The organism is Spirillospora sp. NPDC048819, assembly GCF_040650055.1.
In the GTDB taxonomy this organism is placed as follows: Bacteria; Actinomycetota; Actinomycetes; order Streptosporangiales; family Streptosporangiaceae; genus Spirillospora.
In genome coordinates this window covers 295,082-309,981 of the sequence record NZ_JBEZGN010000001.1, presented here as the reverse complement: position 1 = coordinate 309,981, position 14,900 = coordinate 295,082, and the positions used below count along the sequence as shown (strand labels likewise).

Below are 14,900 nucleotides of genomic sequence, written 5' to 3'. Positions count from 1 at the left end.
GAGTTATCCACAGGACGAGCTTCAACCGCGGTTCGTCGTACCCGTCTCGTAGCATTCGAACATGCGATCGAGTATGGCCGGTTCGGCGGCGGAGTTCGAACGACGCGCGCTGCGCGCTCCAGCGGAGGGCGAGCACGTCACGCGGGCGTTTCTTCGGGACGTGCGGGCCCGTGCGCCCGCCCGGCTCCCGATCTTCCGGTCGCACCTGCAGGGCGAACTTCTGGCGCGCCTGCTGCTCGGCCCGAAGCGCGAAATGTCGATGCTCGACCTCGCCGTGATGCTCCGTGTCGACCTCGCGTCCGTGATGCGCGAGGTGGAGCGGCTGGCACGGGCCGACCTCCTCATCCTGCGCCGCACCCTGGCCGGCCGCCTGGTGACCCGCAACACCGAAAGCCCCATGTACGAGCCGCTCGCCCGCCTCCTGGCGCTGACGTTCGGCCCCGCGGCCGTGGTGGAGGAGGAGTTCGGGCACCTGCGGACCGTCCAAGCCGTGTACCTGTTCGGCGCCTGGGCCGCCTGTCACGACGGCTTCCCCGGCGACCAGCCCGCCGACGTGGAGGTCCTCGTCATCGGCGAAATCGACCGCGCCACCGCCCACGACACCGCCCAGGAGGCGACCGCCCGCCTGGGCCTGCCCGTCCACCCGGTCGTCCGCACCCCGGCCCAATGGCACGACGACACCGACCCCTTCCTCCGCGAAATCCGCGCCGCCCCCTTAACCAAACTCTGAACCCGCCCCCGGCCCCTCGAAGAACCCCAGACGACGTACGCGGCAGAACCCTGGAGCGCGTGCGCGGCAGAACCCCGGAGCGCGTGGAGCGGCAGAACTCCGGATGGCGCGTGAGGCAGAACCCTGGATGGCGTACGAGGCAGGACCCCCGGAGGGTGCGCGGCAGGACCTCGGACGGCATGCGTGGCAGAACCCCTGGAGGGCGTACGCGGCAGGACCCTGGCCGGCGTGCGCGGCGGAACCCCTGGAAGGCGTGCGCGGCAGACCCCCCGGAGGGCGTGCGCGGCAGAGTTCCTGCCAGCGTGCGTGTCTTCGTCCTGCGGACGCGGGGTCAATCAGCGGGGAGGTGGTGTGAGGAAGGTCGGCTCAGCCAGGTTCGGATCTCCCGGTGGAGGCGGGTCTTGGTTTCGGCGGAAGCGAAGGAGGCTGTGACGCCGGCGTGGGCCAGGTCGGCGAGGACGGCGTCGGTGTAGCCGAAGGCGTCGCGGACGCGGGCGTACTCGGTGGCGAGCGGGGTGCCGATTAGGGCGGGGATGTCGGTGTTGAGGGTCACGATCAGGCCCGCGTCGCGGAGGCGGGGCAGCGGGTGGTCGTCGAGGGAGGCGGTGAAGCCCAGGGCGACGTTGGAGGACGGGCACACTTCGAGGGGGATTTCGCGTTCCCGTACCTCGGCCACCAGGTCGGCGTCGTCCAGGATCCGGATGCCGTGGCCGAGGCGCTCGGTGCGTCCGGGCCCGAGCGCCTGCCGGATGCTGGCCGGGCCCTCGCCCTCGCCCGCGTGGTGGACGACGTGCAGACCCGCGTCGCGGGCGGCGGCGAACACGTCGTTGAACGGGTCGCCGGGGTGCGCCTCGTCGCCCGCGAGGCCGATCGAGACCACGCCGCCGTGGCGGGTCGCGAGGTCGAGCGTCCGCCATGCTCGTTCGACGGAGCGGCGGCGGGAGTGGTCGAGCAGGACGCGGCATTCGATCCCGAACGCATCCTGCCCGGCTTCCAGCCCCTCCAGGACGGCCGCCAGCGGCATGTCGAGGTCGCCCAGGCGCTCCCCGTGGCCGGCGGCCGTGAACGACACCTCGGCGTAGCGAGTGCCCTGTGCGGCCTCGTCCTCGCAGAACTCGTAGGCGACCCTCCGGAAGTCGCCGGGTCGGCGCAGGCAGGCGCGGACGAGGTCGTTCTGTGCGAAGAAGGCGGCGAAGTCACCGAAAGGGACACCCTCGTCCGGGACCTTCACGCCGTTGGCGGCACCGATCTCCCGGAGCGTGGCCCACCGAACGGTGCTCTCCAGGTGTACGTGCAGATGGGTTTTGGGGAGGCTCACCAAGTCGCGCACGGCCGTACGCTACGGTCCCGCCGCCCCGCCCCACCAGCCATTTTTAACGCCGCCCCGCCCAGCCACCGGCCACGTCCATGCAACTATCCGCCGCTCCGCCAGCCCTTTCACGGCGCCCCCGCCCGGCCGCCGGCCACGTCCATGCAACTATCCGCCGCTCCGCCAACCAGTCTCCACGCCGGCCCGCACCGCACCGCGCTGCCCCGCACCGCGCCGCGCCGCCGCGCCCGCGCAATGCCGTGCCGCGCCGTAACGCCACGCGCGTGTCCCGCGCCGCGCCGCGTCGTGCCGACCCCCGCGTCGTGCCGCCTCGCGCCGTGCCGCCCGGTGCCGCGCCGTGCGCGTCGTGCCGCGCCGTGCGCGTCGTGCCGCGCTGCGCCGTTGCGTGCCGCGCCATGCGATGCCGTGCCGTCCGGCGTCGCGCGATGCCGTGTTGTCCAGCGTCGTGCCGTGCCGTAGCGCCACGCCGTGCCGTAGCGCCACGCCGTGCCGTAGCGCCACGCCGTGCCGTGGCCCGTGCCGTGTCGCGGCCCGTGCCGTGCCGTGGTGTGCCGCCTTGGGCTCGTCTGGGTAGGTGTCCGCCGCTCCGCCAATCGGTTTTCGTGCCGCCTCGTGTCGTGTCGCCTCGCGTCGCGGTGGGGTTGTCTGGGGAGTTGTCTGCTGCTCTGTCAGGTGTTTTCGTGCCGTTCCGAGTCGGCTGCCGGGCTCAGTTGGCGGGCTATTCACTCAGTGTATGTATTGAGTGTATAGTTGCTGGCATGTCGACTCCGCAGATTCTGCTCGCCTTGCTCGCCGAGCGGCCGAAGCACGGGTACGAGCTCAAGCGTGAGCACGACGAGCGGTTGCCGGGGGCCAAGCCGTTGCCCTACGGGCAGGTCTACTCGACGCTTCAGCGGCTGGAACGCGACGGGTTCGTGGCCGTCGCCGAGGTCGTCCAGGAGGGTGGGCCCGAGCGCACGCTGTACAAGTTGACCCCGACGGGCGCCGAGAAGATGCGGGCGTGGCTCGCCGAGGCGGAACCGCCCCTGCCCTATGCCGGAAGCGTCCTGTTCGCCCGGGTGGTCATGGCGCTGGTGGCCGGCGGGGACGCGCGCGCCGGCCTGGATCGGCAGCGCGCCGCACACCTGGAGCGGATGCGTGAGCTGACCCGAGCCAAGACGGTGCCCGGCGCGTCCGCCGCCGCCGTCCTGGCCGCCGATTACGCCCTGTTCCACCTGGACGCCGACCTGCGGTGGATGGAGCTTGCCGTGCACCGCCTGGCCGACCTGACCGAGGAGATCAGTCGATGAGCCCTCTGCTGCAAGCGCGGGATGTCAGCAAGACGTTCGGCCGGACGCGGGCGTTGCGCGGCGCGTCCCTGACGATCGGTGCCGGGGAGATCGTGGCGGTCTCCGGTCCGAGCGGCTCGGGCAAGAGCACGCTGTTGCACTGCCTGGCCGGAATCGTCGTCCCCGACGACGGGGAGGTCCGCTACGGCGAGACCCGCCTCGACGAACTCGACGAGGACACCCGGACCCGCATGCGACGCGAAACGTTCGGCATCGTCTTCCAGTTCGGCGGGCTGGTGCCGGAGCTGACCGCCGCGGAGAACGTGGCCGTCTCGCTGATGTTCGGTGGGCTCGGCCGCGCGGAGGCGTCCGCCGCCGCGCTGGAATGGCTGGGCCGCCTCGGCGTGGACGACTGCGCCCCCCTGCGGCCGGGCGACCTGTCCGGCGGCCAGGCGCAGCGGGTCGCCCTCGCCCGCGCGCTCGCCCACGGCCCCAAGGTGATCTTCGCCGACGAGCCCACCGGCGCGCTTGACAGCCTCGCCGGTGAGGCGGTTCTCGGTCTGCTGCTCGCGACGGCCCGGGAGCGCGGCACGACCGTGGTCCTGGTCACCCATGACAACCGGATCGCGGCCTTCGCCGACCGCGAGGTCGTGGTCCGTGACGGCGCCGTGGCCGAGGTGCCGGCGGTGACCCGATGACCACGCGCGTCCTGTTCGCCGTCGCCGCGATGCTGGCCCGCGGGACGTCCCGCCCGGAGCGGCGCCGGCGCCGGCTACTGGTCTGCGGTGCCGCACTGGCCACGTTCTTCCTGCTCGGCGCGGTGAATCTGGTCCTGATACGGGGCACGACCCACACCCGGTGGGCGGGCCTGGTCAGCGAGGAGGGCCTGCGTCCGGGCACCGCGCTGGCGCTGGCACTGCTCGTCGTCCCGGTACTGGCGCTGCTGTATCAGGCCGGACGGGTCGCGCAGGCGACCCAGGAGCGGCGGCTCGCGGCGCTGCGGCTGGCCGGTGCCACACCGGGGGAGGTCCGGCTGATCGGCGTGGTCGAGGCCGTCCGTGTCGGCACGGCCGGAGCGGTCATCGGGGGCATCGCCTACGTGTCCGGGCAGCGGCTGGCGATGGCCGCCCTCGGCGTGGGCGATACCGCGCGGTACGCGATCCCGCTGTGGCCTGTGCCGCTCGTGCCGGTCCTGGTGGTGGCCGCCGCGGTGGCGGTCAGCCTGCTGGTGTCCCGCCACGTCGTCGTCTCGCCGCTGAGCGTCGCCCGGCGTGCGTCCCGTCCCCGGCCGTCCGCGTTCACGGTGCTCCCGCTCGTCCTCGGGACGTCGCTGATGGTCGTGAGCGGGATCTCCGGCGCGGGCGAGTTCGGGGTGCGGCTGTTCTTCCTCGGCGCCGTCATCACCGTCGTCGGCGTGCCGGCGGGGGCCAGCCGCCTGGTGCTGGAATCGGCTCGCCTGGCCGGCCGCTGGGCCCGTACCCCCGAGACGCTTCTGGCGGCGCGTGCTCTGGAGGCCGATCCTCGCGCCGGGGGACGCACCATGGCCGTCGTCGGCCTGGTCGTCGCCTTCGGCACGGGAACCGGCGTCTTCGAGTGGGACGTGGTCCGGAACGCCACCGCCAACGGCGAGCCCATCGAGCGGTTCTGGCTGGTCAGCTTCGGCCTGGTCTATCTGGCGCTGCTGTTCGCCCTGTTCGTGGCGGTCACGGCGCTCGTGGTGCACCGGGCCGAAACGCTGCTGGAGGGCGCCCGTTCGATGGCGGCGCTGGCCGCGATCGGAGCCCCGGTGGCGTCGCTGCGCCGGTCGGCCCTGCGCCAGACGCTCATCGCGGCGACTCCGGTGTGCGCGATCGCCGCACTGGCCGTGCTGATCGGCATGGCGCCCGGCATGTCCGGGGAGCCGGACCTGACGCTGGTCGCCTGGATGGCCGGCCGGGCGCTGCTGATGGTCGCTCTCGCGGTGGCGGCCGCTGCCGCCGTCACGGCCCTGTCGGGACGTCTCCTCGACCGTGCCGCCTCCCCGGCCCGCCTCCGCGCCGAATGAGCCGCCGCCCCGTCCCGTGATCGGAAAGCCGATCTTCCGGTGATGCGGCGGATTCAGGTGGGGAGGGCGTAGCGGCCGTCTTCGAGGGGGTCGATCAGGCCGTCCGCGATGAGGGCGTCCAGGGCGCGTTCGCGTTGGGGGGCGTCCGACCAGACGACATCGAGGGCCGGTTTCGCGACGGGGCCTTCGGCGTTCCGGAGGACGGCGAGGAGGCGTCCGCGGCATTGGCGGTCGGTGCCGGCGTACGTCTGGCCTCGGCGCGGCGGACCGTCGTAGGCGGGACGGCCGGCCAGCTGCCACGCGCACTTGTCGAACACCGGGCAGTCGACGCAGCGGGGTGCGCGGGCGGTGCAGACGAGCGCGCCCAGTTCCATGACGGCGACGGCCCAGCGGGCGGCGGTCGGGGGATCGGGCGGGAGGAGGTCCTCCGCGAGCTTCACCTCCGCCTTCGTCTGCGACTTCGGCGGGTACTCGTCGCCGGACAGCAGGCGGGCCAGGACGCGCCTCACGTTGGTGTCGAGGACCGCGTGCCGCTGCCCGAACGCGAAACTGGCGACGGCCGCGGCGGTGTAGGAACCGATGCCGGGGAGGGCGAGAAGGTCCTCGTGCGACGACGGGACCTCGCCGCCGTGCCGTTCGGTGATCGCGCGGGCGCTCTCGTGCAGGCGCAGCGCGCGGCGCGGGTAGCCGAGCCGTCCCCAGGCGCGGACGGCCTCGCCGGACGGTTCGCCGGCCAGCGCGGCGGGTGTGGGCCAGCGGGCCGTCCATGCGCGCCAGACGGGCAGGACGCGGGAGACGGGGGTCTGCTGGAGCATGATCTCGCTGACCAGGACGCCCCAGGGGGTCGCGTCCGGCGCCCGCCAGGGGAGGTCCCGGGCGTTCGCCTCGTACCAGTCGAGGATCGGGGCGGTGTAGGCGGATTTGAGCGTCCGAGCGGAGCTCGCCGATCGTTCGGTGGCGGGCGGGGGCTGGAGGATGGGGTTCATGGCGCGCCGCCATTGTGGCACGCGGCGGGTCGTCCCCTCTTTCCGGTTCGCTGAATGCATACTTAACGTATGGGGGCGAGCACTGAACGTGACCCGGACGGTTCTGGACTCGATCGATACTGGCGGCGCCGTGCGGTCGCCCTGGCCGGCGTCCTCGGCGCGGTCGGCCTGCTGGCCTGGGCGTGCACCGGTAACGCGGAGGAACCGGTCCGGAGCGCGGGCGCGGTCGAGAGCACGAGCCCTCCGCCGCCTCCGAGCGCGATGCCGACGGTCACCGTCACGGTGACGGCCACGCCGGAGCCGGAACCGGCGGACGACGGCGGCCCCTGCGCCGAGAAGGACCTCGTCTTCACCATGTCGTCCGCCGAGAGCGCCTACGCGGGGTCCGACCGGCCCGAGTTCAGGGTCGCGGTCGTGAACACGGGGAGGGGTTCCTGCGAGTTCGACACCGGCTCGCTGGACGTTCGCATCACCTCGGGCTCGGACCGCATCTGGTCGTCCGCCGAATGCCGCCACGGCGACTCGCCCAAGAAGGACCTCAAGCGAGGCGTCCCGTACGTCGATACCGTCACATGGGACCGCGGGCGCGGCTGCGAGGGCGGGACGGACGCCCGCCCCGGCACCTACGTGGCCGACCTGAAGGGCAAGAAGGTGAAGAAGCAGGTCTTCCACCTCCGCTGACCGCCCTCCCGAGCGGAATCACACATAACGTTCCAGGATGGACGACTCGGCGAGCCGGGACAGGCCCTCGCGGACGCTGCGGGCCCGGGATTCGCCGACGCCGCCGACGGCCTGGAGGTCGTCGATGCTGGCCGCGAGGAGCTTCTGCAGGCCGCCGAAGTGCTCGACGAGGCGCTCGACGACCATGCTCGGCAGCCGGGGCACCTTGGCCAGGAGCCGGAAGCCCTTGGGGCTGACGGGCAGGTCGAGGGCGTCCGGGCCGGCGAAGCCCATCACCTCGGCGACGGTGGACAGGTCGAGCAGCTCGTTGGCCGACAGCGTGTCCAGGGCCGACAGGATGGCGGCGACGCCGCGGGCGCGGGTGTCGTCGGACGGGTAGTCGCGGACGATCAGCTCCCGGTCGACGTCGACGCCGGAGACGAGCTCGTCGAGCTGGAGGGACAGCAGCCGGCCGTCCGTCCCGAGTTCGACGACGTAGCCTTCGATCTCGTCGGCGATGCGGCGCACCATCTCCAGCCGCTGGACGACGGCGCTGACGTCCCGGACGGTGACGAGGTCCTCGATCTCCAGCGCGGAGAGCGTGCCGGACACCTCGTCCAGCCGCAGCTTGTAGCGCTCAAGGGTGGCGAGGGCCTGGTTGGCCTTGGAGAGGATGGCCGCGGAGTCTTCGAGGACGTAGCGGATGCCGTCGAGGTACAGCGCGATGATGTGCATCGACTGGCTGACCGAGATGACCGGGTAGACGGTCTGGCGGGCGACGCGCTCCGCGGTGCGGTGGCGGGTGCCCGACTCCTCGGTGGGGATGGTCGAGTCCGGCACGAGGTGGACCGCGGCGCGGACGATCCGGCCGTGGCTGCCGTCGAGGACGATCGCGCCGTCCATCTTGGCGAGCTCGCGCAGCCGGGTGGCGGAGAACTCGACGTCGAGTTCGAAGCCGCCCGAGCACAGTTCCTCGACCGTCTTGTCGTAGCCGAGCACGATCAGGCCGCCGGTGTGGCCCCGTAGGATCCGCTCGAGTCCGTCGCGGATCTGGGTGCCCGGGGCCACCGCGGCCAGTGTGGCGCGGCGTCGCTCGTCATGACCCTTGTCGTGTGATGGCACCTGACCCCCGGAGGTCGCTGGACGGCGTCAGTTTACCGAGGAGGGCCGCGCGCCGGTTCCTCCCCTGGTCGCAAGCGTGGACCCCACCGAGTAATACTCTGGCGTGACTCGCGTTACGGCGCCGTAAAAGAGACCTGGAGGGCCTGTTTCAGGCTGTCGACCTCCATCACCTTCATGCCTTCGTAGCTGGTGAGCTGCGGGTCTGCCCGTTTCAGCGGGGATCCGTCGGCGAGTTCGAGGGAGCCGCGGGGGACGACGGCGTGCTTGAACCCCAGCCGGGCCGCCTCGGCGAGCCGCCGCTGGACGCCCGGCACGACGCGGACCTCGCCCGCCAGCCCGACCTCGCCGAGCGCGATCAGGCTGGTGGACAGGGCCTGCTCGACCGAGGCGCCCGCGACGGCGAGCGCGAGGGCCAGGTCGACGGACGTCTCGGTGAGCCGCACGCCGCCGACCGTGGAGACGTACACGTCCTGCTCGTGCATGGAGATCTTGCAGCGCTGGGCGAGGACGGCGAGGACCATCGCGACGCGGGAGGTGTCCAGCCCGGACGTGGCGCGCCGCGGCGCCGGAAGATGCGATTTCGCGACGAGCGACTGCACTTCGGCGACCAGGGGGCGGCGCCCTTCCAGGGTGACGGTCACGCAGGTGCCGGGGACGGCCTCGTCCCGCCGGGTGAGGAACAGCCCGCTCGGGTCGGGCAGGCCGACGATGCCGACCTCGGACAGGTCGAAGCAGCCGAGCTCGTCGGTCGGCCCGTAGCGGTTCTTCACGGCGCGGATCATGCGGAGCCGCGAGTGCCGGTCGCCTTCGAAGTACAGGACGACGTCGACGAGGTGCTCCAGGAGCCGCGGCCCGGCGATCGCGCCTTCCTTGGTGACGTGGCCGACGAGCACGACGGTGATGCCGCGTTCCTTGGCGACGCGGATGAGGTTGGCGGCGACCTCCCGGATCTGGGTGACGCCGCCGGGGGCGCCGTCCGCCTCGGCCGTGCCGATCGTCTGGATGGAGTCGACCACGAGCAGTTTCGGCTGGACGGTGTCGATGTGCCCGAGGATGGCGGACAGTTCCGACTCCGCCGCCAGGTAGAGGTGGTCGGTGATCGCCCCGACGCGGTCGGCGCGCAACCGCACCTGTTCCGCCGACTCCTCACCGGTGACGTAGAGCACATGCTCGCTCTCCGGCTTATCGGCCTTGTCAGCCCCGTTCGCCTCGCGCGGCACGGGAACGCCCGGCTGCGTCGACGCCAGTGCGGCGACCTCGAGCAGCAGCGTCGACTTGCCGATGCCCGGCTCGCCCGCCAGCAGAAGCACGGCACCGGGCACGATGCCGCCGCCGAGGACCCGGTCCAGCTCGTCCATGCCGGTCGGCTTCGTCTGCGCGGACCGCACGTCCACCTGCCCGATCGGACGCGCCGGCGCGCTGACCGCCCCCGCCGACACGACCCGCGCCGGCGTCGCGGACGCCGCCTCGGTGACCGTCCCCCACGTCTGGCACTCGCCGCAGCGCCCCACCCATTTGGAGGTCTGCCAGCCGCACTCGGAACACCGGTAGGACGCCTTCGCAGTCTTAGCCTTCGCCATGCGCGGAAGCGTAGAGCCAGCGGGTGACAGCCGCGGCTAGGCGGCGAGCGATTTGCGGGCGCGTTCGATCAGGTCGCCGAGGTGGTCGCAGACCGTGCTAGGACGTTCCATCATGGCCATGTGGCCGGCGGACGGGACGACCTCCAGCCGGGCGCCGGGGAGGCAGCCGACGATCTTGAGGCTGTGCTCGACGGGGGTGAGCATGTCGTTCTCCCCACCGATGACCAGAGTGTCGGCGCCGCCGAGCGACGCGCAGTCGCTGATCAGCTCGGTGGTGATCATCGAGCGGAGGTAGTCGACGAAGGCGTCCATCCGGGTCTCGGTCATCATCTGCTCGGCGAACGCGACGGCCGCCGGGCTGGCGTCGGGGCCGAAGGCGATCAGGTCCTCGATGAGGGTGGCGGACTCGCGGCCGAGGTGGCGGACCTTCTCGATGGCGCCGGAGCCCGCGCCCAGGGCGCCGAGGGCCCGGGGGAGGACCCGGTGGCTGGTGCGCGCGAGAAGGGCGGGCATGCCGAGGGTGACCTCGCTGAAGCCGCCGGACGACGTGCAGAGCAGCCCGGTGGCGACGATCTTGCCGCCGACCAGATCGGGGTGCTCGTCGGCGTAGCGCATGATCGTCATGCCGCCCATGGAGTGGCCGACGAGGACGACGGGCGTGTCGGCGGGGACGGTCGCGTCGATGACGGCGGCGAGGTCGGCGGCCAGCCGGGGGACCGCGTAGCCGTCGCGGGCGCCGCCGTCGGAGCGGCCGTGGCCGCGGTGGTCCCAGAAGACGAGGCGGCCGAGGCCGCGCAGGGCCTTGCGCTGGAAGTGCCAGGAGTCCTGGGTGAGCGTCCAGCCGTGGCAGAACACGACGGCGAGGTCGGTGCGGTCGTCGCCGTCGATCTCGGCGTACAGGCGGGTGCCGTCGTCGGCGCGGACGGGGACGGGACGGCCGCGCAGGGAGCCGAACGGCTCACCGGCGTAGGGGTCGGGGCGCAGTTGCAGCCGGCGCATGGCGCGGCGCTGGACGGCGATCCCGGCGCCGGCGCCGGCCGCGCCGAGCGCGGTGGCGGCCAGGAGGCCGCGAAGGCTTCCCCGGGCGGCGCCCCGGTTCCGGGAGGCCGCCCCTTCCAGAGCGACGCGGCTCGTCCTGGTGGCACGGCCCATGGTCCGCTCCTCCCGTTCCTGCAATGACCGACCAGTCAGTAACTTCAGGGGCAACGCCACCACAAATTAACGGCATAGTCCACCTCAAGAGGAGCCTCGCTTCCGTCCTGCTCGCGCAGACAGGCTTCTGCGACGTCGGGAGGGAACTCGATCCGCAGGACGGCCGCGAGATCGGCCCGGCTCTCGAACGACCACCGGATCGTCAGGGGCTCGCGGGCGAAGCCGCGCCGCGTCCAGAACCGCTCCACGGCCTCGGGGTCGTACTTCGGCAGGCTCCCCCGGAACCAGCGGCCGAACGTGGACCGCGTGGCGTCGTTGTCGATGATGAAGACCGCGCCGCCGCGCCGGACGACCCGGTCGAGTTCGGCGAGGCCCGGCTCGCAGCCCGGGCCGAAGAAGTACGCCCAGCGGACGTGGACGACGTCGACGGAGGCGTCCGGAAGTGGCAACGCCTGGGCGGCGCCGACGCGGACGGTGACGTTGGGCAGGTCCCGCGTCCGGCGCGCGGCCGCCGAGACCAGGCCCGCGTGCGGCTCCACGCCGATCACCCGGTTCGCGTCCGCGGCGAAGAACGGCAGGTGGTAGCCGGTGCCGCAGCCGAGGTCCAGGACGTCGGCCCCCTTCCACGGACGGATGGCGCGCATCGCCTCCGGGAGGACGCCGTCGGGATCGACGGCACGGTTCTCCAGCTCGTAGATATGGGGAGAGTTCCAGATGTTGGGGCTCGGCACGGCGCCCCGGGCGATCTCGGCCACGGGAACAGAGGGTAGCCATCCGCCGTCGCCGCGGGCCGGCGGAGCGGTCGCGGGCGCGCGGGGCAAGCAGGATCACGTGGGGCGAGGGTTTCATCACCGGCGTGGCCGCATAGGCTTTCCCTTGCGTACATCGCCCCGATGAACATCTCCTATGAACATCACCTAGCGACCATTCCTGGCGAGGAAGCCTTGACTCCGCAGCACAACGGCGTCTCATCACCGGCCCTCCGTGTTCCGGACGCGCCGATCACACTCTCCACCGCGTCGGTGTACCCGGAGAAGGTACCGAGCGCGTTCGAGATCGCCGCGCTGCTGGGTTACGACGGCATCGAGGTCATGGTCTCCATGGACGCCTCGTCCCAGGACCTGAACGTCCTGCGCCGGCTCTCGGACTACCACCAGATGCCCATCAAGTCGATTCACGCGCCCTGCCTGCTGCTCACCCAGCGGGTCTGGGGACGTGAGCCGTGGGGCAAGCTGGTCCGCTCCAAGGAGGTCGCCGAGGAGCTGGGCGCGGAGGTCGTCGTCGTCCACCCGCCGTTCCGGTGGCAGCGCGACTACGCCAAGGATTTCGTCGAGGGCCTCGCGCGCATGCAGGACGAGACGGACGTGCTGTTCGCGGTCGAGAACATGTTCCCGCTCAAGGCGCGCGGCGCCGAAGCGGGCATGTACCTGCCCGACTGGAATCCCGTCGACCAGGACTTCCCGTACGTGACGATCGACCTGTCCCACACCGCCGTCTCCGGTTCCGACGCCCTCGACATGGCGGGAAGCCTGGGGGACCGCCTGCGGCACATCCACCTCGCCGACGGCATAGGCATCACCAACAAGGACGAGCACCTCGTGCCCGGCCGGGGCAACCAGCCGTGCGGGGCGCTGCTGGAGAACCTCGCCGAGGACGGTTTCCGCGGGCACATCGTCCTGGAGATCAACACGCGCCGCGCGTCCAGCCGCGTCGAGCGGATGGAGGATCTCGCCGAGGCGCTGGCGTTCGCCCGCCTGCACCTCGCCGCGGCCCCCCACACCTGGGAGGTCACTTCGGCCGGAGAGGTCACCCGCCGGGGCGTGAGGTGACCGCGCCGGGCGTGTCACGGGGCCCGGGGCGCCGTCCCGGACCCACCGAGACGCGCGAGAAGATCCTCGCCGAGGCGCGCGGCCTGTTCGCCGAGAAGGGCTACGACGGCGCCTCGCTGCGCGCCATCGCCCGCGCCGCCGGGGTCGACCCCGCCCTCGTCCACCATTTCTTCGGCAACAAGGAGGGCGTGTTCATCGAGGCGATGCGCTTCCCGATGGACCCGTCCACCCTCCTGCCGCGCATCATGTCGTACCCGAGGGAGCGGCTCGGCGAGGCGATGGTCCGCACGTTCCTCGACGTGTGGGGCGACGACGAGCGCCGCGCGCCGCTGCTCGCCATGCTCCGCTCGGCGATGACGAACGAGCGTGCGGCGGCGCTGATGCGCGAGTTCGTCACGTCCGCCCTGTTCGGGCGGGCCAAGCAGGCCACGGATGCTCCGTCGCTGGCCATCCAGGCGGCGGCTGGCCAGATGATCGGCATCATGATCCTTCGCTACGTGCTGCGGATCGAGCCGATGGCCTCCGCCACGGAGGAGGAGCTGATCGGGCTCGTCGCCCCCACCCTCCAGCGCTACCTCTCCTCCTGACCCCGGAACGCCCGCCTGACCCGGAATACCCGCGGCCCCCTTGACCGGACACCCGTGTCCGCCTAAATTCAACACATGATGAGTTCTAGTCCGTCGGTGAGCGTGCGGGACCTGCGGGTCGTACGCGGCGGCCGCGAGGTGCTGCACGGGCTCACCTTCGACGTGCCGCGCGGCTCGATCGTGGGACTGCTCGGCCCGAGCGGCTGCGGGAAGACCACCCTGATGAGGGCGCTGGTCGGCGTCCAGATCGTGGAAGGCGGCACGGTGACCGTCCTCGGCGACGACGCCGGGTCGGCCGGGCTGCGGCGCCGCGTCGGATACGCGACGCAGACGCCGGCCGTGTACGCCGACCTGACCGTCTCCGAGAACCTGCGCTACTTCGCGTCCGTCCTGGGCGCACCGCGCACCGACGTGGCCCGCGTCATCGACGAGGTCGGGCTCGGGTCGAGCCGCGACCAGATCGCGGCGACGCTGTCCGGCGGGCAGCTCAGCCGCACCAACCTCGCCGTCGCGCTGCTCGGCACCCCCGAAGTCCTCGTCCTAGACGAGCCGACCGTGGGCCTCGACCCGGTGCTGCGCCAGGAACTGTGGGAACTGTTCCGCGAACTGGCCGACGAAGGCGCCACGCTCGTCGTGTCCAGCCACGTCATGGACGAGGCCGGCCGCACCGACCGGCTCCTGCTGATGCGCGAGGGCCGCATCCTCGCCGACGGCACACCGGACGGCCTGCGCTCCCGCACCGGCACGCCCGGCCTCGAAGAGGCCTTCCTCCACCTCATCGCCGAGAAGGCGGGGAGCCCGACATGAACCTCGCGATCACACTCGCCACGACGCGGCGCATCCTGGCGCAGCTCAAGCACGACCACCGCACCCTCGCCCTGCTGATCGGCGTGCCGGCCCTGCTGATGATCCTGCTGCGGTACGTGTTCGACGAGCCGATGCTCTTCGACCGGATCGGGCCGATGCTGCTCGGCCTGTTCCCGTTCACCGTCATGTTCGTCGTGACCAGCGTCGCCACGCTCCGCGAACGGACGAGCGGCACCCTGGAACGGCTGATGACCATGCCGCTCGGCAAGCTCGACCTGCTGCTCGGCTACGCCCTGGCGTTCGGCCTGATCGCGCTGGTGCAGGTCGGCGTCGTGCTGGTGATCTCGCTGACCTGGCTCGGCCTCGACCTGAACGGCTCGCTCGGCTCGCTGGTCCTGGTCTCCCTGCTGGACGCGCTGCTCGGCATGTCACTCGGCCTGTTCGCCAGCGCGTTCGCCCGGACGGAGTTCCAGGCCGTCCAGTTCATGCCCGCGTTCGTCCTGCCGCAGCTGCTGCTGTGCGGGCTGATCATGCCCCGCGAGGACATGGCGCCCTGGCTGCAGGCGATCTCCGACGTCCTGCCGCTCTCCTACGCGGTCGAGGGCATGCGGGAGATCAGTTTCAGCGCCGAGGTCACCGGAACGCTCACCCTGGACGTCACCGTGATCGCCGCATTCACCATGGTGGCGCTCCTCCTGGGCGCCGTGACCCTGCGCCGCCGGACCCCGTGACCGGGGACCCGCGGGGGCGGGTCGGGGTTTACCGCCCGGGCGGGTTCGCCTGAATCGGACACCTGGGGCGAAGT

The 14,900-nt window shown here is 72.1% G+C and carries 15 protein-coding genes; 9 read left to right on the top strand and 6 right to left on the bottom strand.

The features are described 5' to 3' along the window. Positions 1 to 61 precede the first annotated feature (61 nt). A complete protein-coding gene (locus tag AB0C35_RS01575; RefSeq protein WP_358449284.1) occupies positions 62 to 730 on the top strand; it encodes a hypothetical protein in 669 nt (222 codons plus the stop codon). 331 nt (positions 731 to 1,061) lie between these two features. Here AB0C35_RS01575 and add read toward each other — a convergent pair whose 3' ends face one another. Beyond that, entirely contained in the window at positions 1,062 to 2,060 is a 999-nt protein-coding gene (gene add, locus AB0C35_RS01570) for an adenosine deaminase (protein WP_358449282.1), read from the bottom strand. Positions 2,061 to 2,818: 758 nt separating this feature from the next. On the opposite strand from add, the gene AB0C35_RS01565 reads away from it, so the two are divergent. The 3 genes from AB0C35_RS01565 to AB0C35_RS01555 are packed head-to-tail and all read left to right on the top strand — an operon-like array spanning position 2,819 to position 5,372. Next, on the top strand, positions 2,819 to 3,349 hold the full coding sequence (locus AB0C35_RS01565) for a PadR family transcriptional regulator (protein WP_358449280.1): 531 nt from the start codon (positions 2,819 to 2,821) through the stop codon (positions 3,347 to 3,349). Further along, positions 3,346 to 4,026, top strand: a complete 681-nt coding sequence (locus AB0C35_RS01560; protein WP_358449278.1) for an ABC transporter ATP-binding protein — start codon at positions 3,346 to 3,348, stop codon at positions 4,024 to 4,026. Before AB0C35_RS01565 ends, AB0C35_RS01560 begins: the two co-directional genes overlap by 4 nt. Further along, positions 4,023 to 5,372, top strand: coding sequence for an FtsX-like permease family protein (locus tag AB0C35_RS01555; protein WP_358449277.1), 1,350 nt, complete (start codon positions 4,023 to 4,025; stop codon positions 5,370 to 5,372). Before AB0C35_RS01560 ends, AB0C35_RS01555 begins: the two co-directional genes overlap by 4 nt. 53 nt (positions 5,373 to 5,425) lie before the next feature. On the opposite strand, the gene AB0C35_RS01550 is transcribed toward AB0C35_RS01555, so the two are convergent. Further along, positions 5,426 to 6,358 carry an A/G-specific adenine glycosylase gene (locus tag AB0C35_RS01550; RefSeq protein WP_358449275.1) on the bottom strand — a complete coding sequence of 311 codons (933 nt, stop codon included), beginning with the start codon at positions 6,356 to 6,358 and terminating at the stop codon, positions 5,426 to 5,428. 69 nt (positions 6,359 to 6,427) lie between these two features. Here AB0C35_RS01550 and AB0C35_RS01545 point away from each other — a divergent pair, with 69 nt between their 5' ends. Beyond that, complete coding sequence (locus AB0C35_RS01545) at positions 6,428 to 7,039, top strand: hypothetical protein (RefSeq protein ID WP_358449273.1); 612 nt, start codon at positions 6,428 to 6,430, stop codon at positions 7,037 to 7,039. A gap of 18 nt (positions 7,040 to 7,057) precedes the next feature. On the opposite strand, the gene disA is transcribed toward AB0C35_RS01545, so the two are convergent. The 4 genes from disA to AB0C35_RS01525 form a co-directional block, all read right to left on the bottom strand. After that, entirely contained in the window at positions 7,058 to 8,140 is a 1,083-nt protein-coding gene (gene disA / locus AB0C35_RS01540) for a DNA integrity scanning diadenylate cyclase DisA (protein WP_358449271.1), read from the bottom strand. Between the two features lie 113 nt (positions 8,141 to 8,253). Then, on the bottom strand, positions 8,254 to 9,720 hold the full coding sequence (locus AB0C35_RS01535; protein WP_358449269.1) for an AAA family ATPase: 1,467 nt from the start codon (positions 9,718 to 9,720) through the stop codon (positions 8,254 to 8,256). A gap of 36 nt (positions 9,721 to 9,756) precedes the next feature. Next, on the bottom strand, positions 9,757 to 10,872 hold the full coding sequence (locus AB0C35_RS01530) for an alpha/beta hydrolase (protein ID WP_358449267.1): 1,116 nt from the start codon (positions 10,870 to 10,872) through the stop codon (positions 9,757 to 9,759). 44 nt (positions 10,873 to 10,916) lie between these two features. Further along, complete coding sequence (locus AB0C35_RS01525) at positions 10,917 to 11,627, bottom strand: class I SAM-dependent methyltransferase (RefSeq protein ID WP_358449265.1); 711 nt, start codon at positions 11,625 to 11,627, stop codon at positions 10,917 to 10,919. Between the two features lie 189 nt (positions 11,628 to 11,816). Here AB0C35_RS01525 and AB0C35_RS01520 point away from each other — a divergent pair, with 189 nt between their 5' ends. The 4 genes from AB0C35_RS01520 (at position 11,817) to AB0C35_RS01505 (ending at position 14,826) form a co-directional block, all read left to right on the top strand. Then, entirely contained in the window at positions 11,817 to 12,701 is an 885-nt protein-coding gene (locus AB0C35_RS01520; RefSeq protein ID WP_358449263.1) for a sugar phosphate isomerase/epimerase, read from the top strand. Between the two features lie 11 nt (positions 12,702 to 12,712). Beyond that, positions 12,713 to 13,288, top strand: coding sequence for a TetR family transcriptional regulator (locus AB0C35_RS01515; protein WP_358449261.1), 576 nt, complete (start codon positions 12,713 to 12,715; stop codon positions 13,286 to 13,288). Positions 13,289 to 13,384: 96 nt separating this feature from the next. Continuing rightward, entirely contained in the window at positions 13,385 to 14,095 is a 711-nt protein-coding gene (locus tag AB0C35_RS01510) for an ABC transporter ATP-binding protein (RefSeq protein WP_358449259.1), read from the top strand. Next, a complete protein-coding gene (locus AB0C35_RS01505; protein WP_358449257.1) occupies positions 14,092 to 14,826 on the top strand; it encodes an ABC transporter permease in 735 nt (244 codons plus the stop codon). The genes AB0C35_RS01510 and AB0C35_RS01505 overlap by 4 nt, the downstream gene beginning before the upstream one ends. The last annotated feature ends 74 nt before the right edge of the window (positions 14,827 to 14,900 follow it).

Coding starts and splice junctions, on each gene's coding strand:
- AB0C35_RS01575 (WP_358449284.1), top strand. CDS start 62: ATGCGATCGAGTATGGCCGGTTCGGCGGCGGAGTTCGAACGACGCGCG.
- AB0C35_RS01565 (WP_358449280.1), top strand. CDS start 2,819: ATGTCGACTCCGCAGATTCTGCTCGCCTTGCTCGCCGAGCGGCCGAAG.
- AB0C35_RS01560 (WP_358449278.1), top strand. CDS start 3,346: ATGAGCCCTCTGCTGCAAGCGCGGGATGTCAGCAAGACGTTCGGCCGG.
- AB0C35_RS01555 (WP_358449277.1), top strand. CDS start 4,023: ATGACCACGCGCGTCCTGTTCGCCGTCGCCGCGATGCTGGCCCGCGGG.
- AB0C35_RS01550 (WP_358449275.1), bottom strand. CDS start 6,358: ATGAACCCCATCCTCCAGCCCCCGCCCGCCACCGAACGATCGGCGAGC.
- AB0C35_RS01545 (WP_358449273.1), top strand. CDS start 6,428: ATGGGGGCGAGCACTGAACGTGACCCGGACGGTTCTGGACTCGATCGA.
- AB0C35_RS01535 (WP_358449269.1), bottom strand. CDS start 9,720: ATGGCGAAGGCTAAGACTGCGAAGGCGTCCTACCGGTGTTCCGAGTGC.
- AB0C35_RS01530 (WP_358449267.1), bottom strand. CDS start 10,872: ATGGGCCGTGCCACCAGGACGAGCCGCGTCGCTCTGGAAGGGGCGGCC.
- AB0C35_RS01505 (WP_358449257.1), top strand. CDS start 14,092: ATGAACCTCGCGATCACACTCGCCACGACGCGGCGCATCCTGGCGCAG.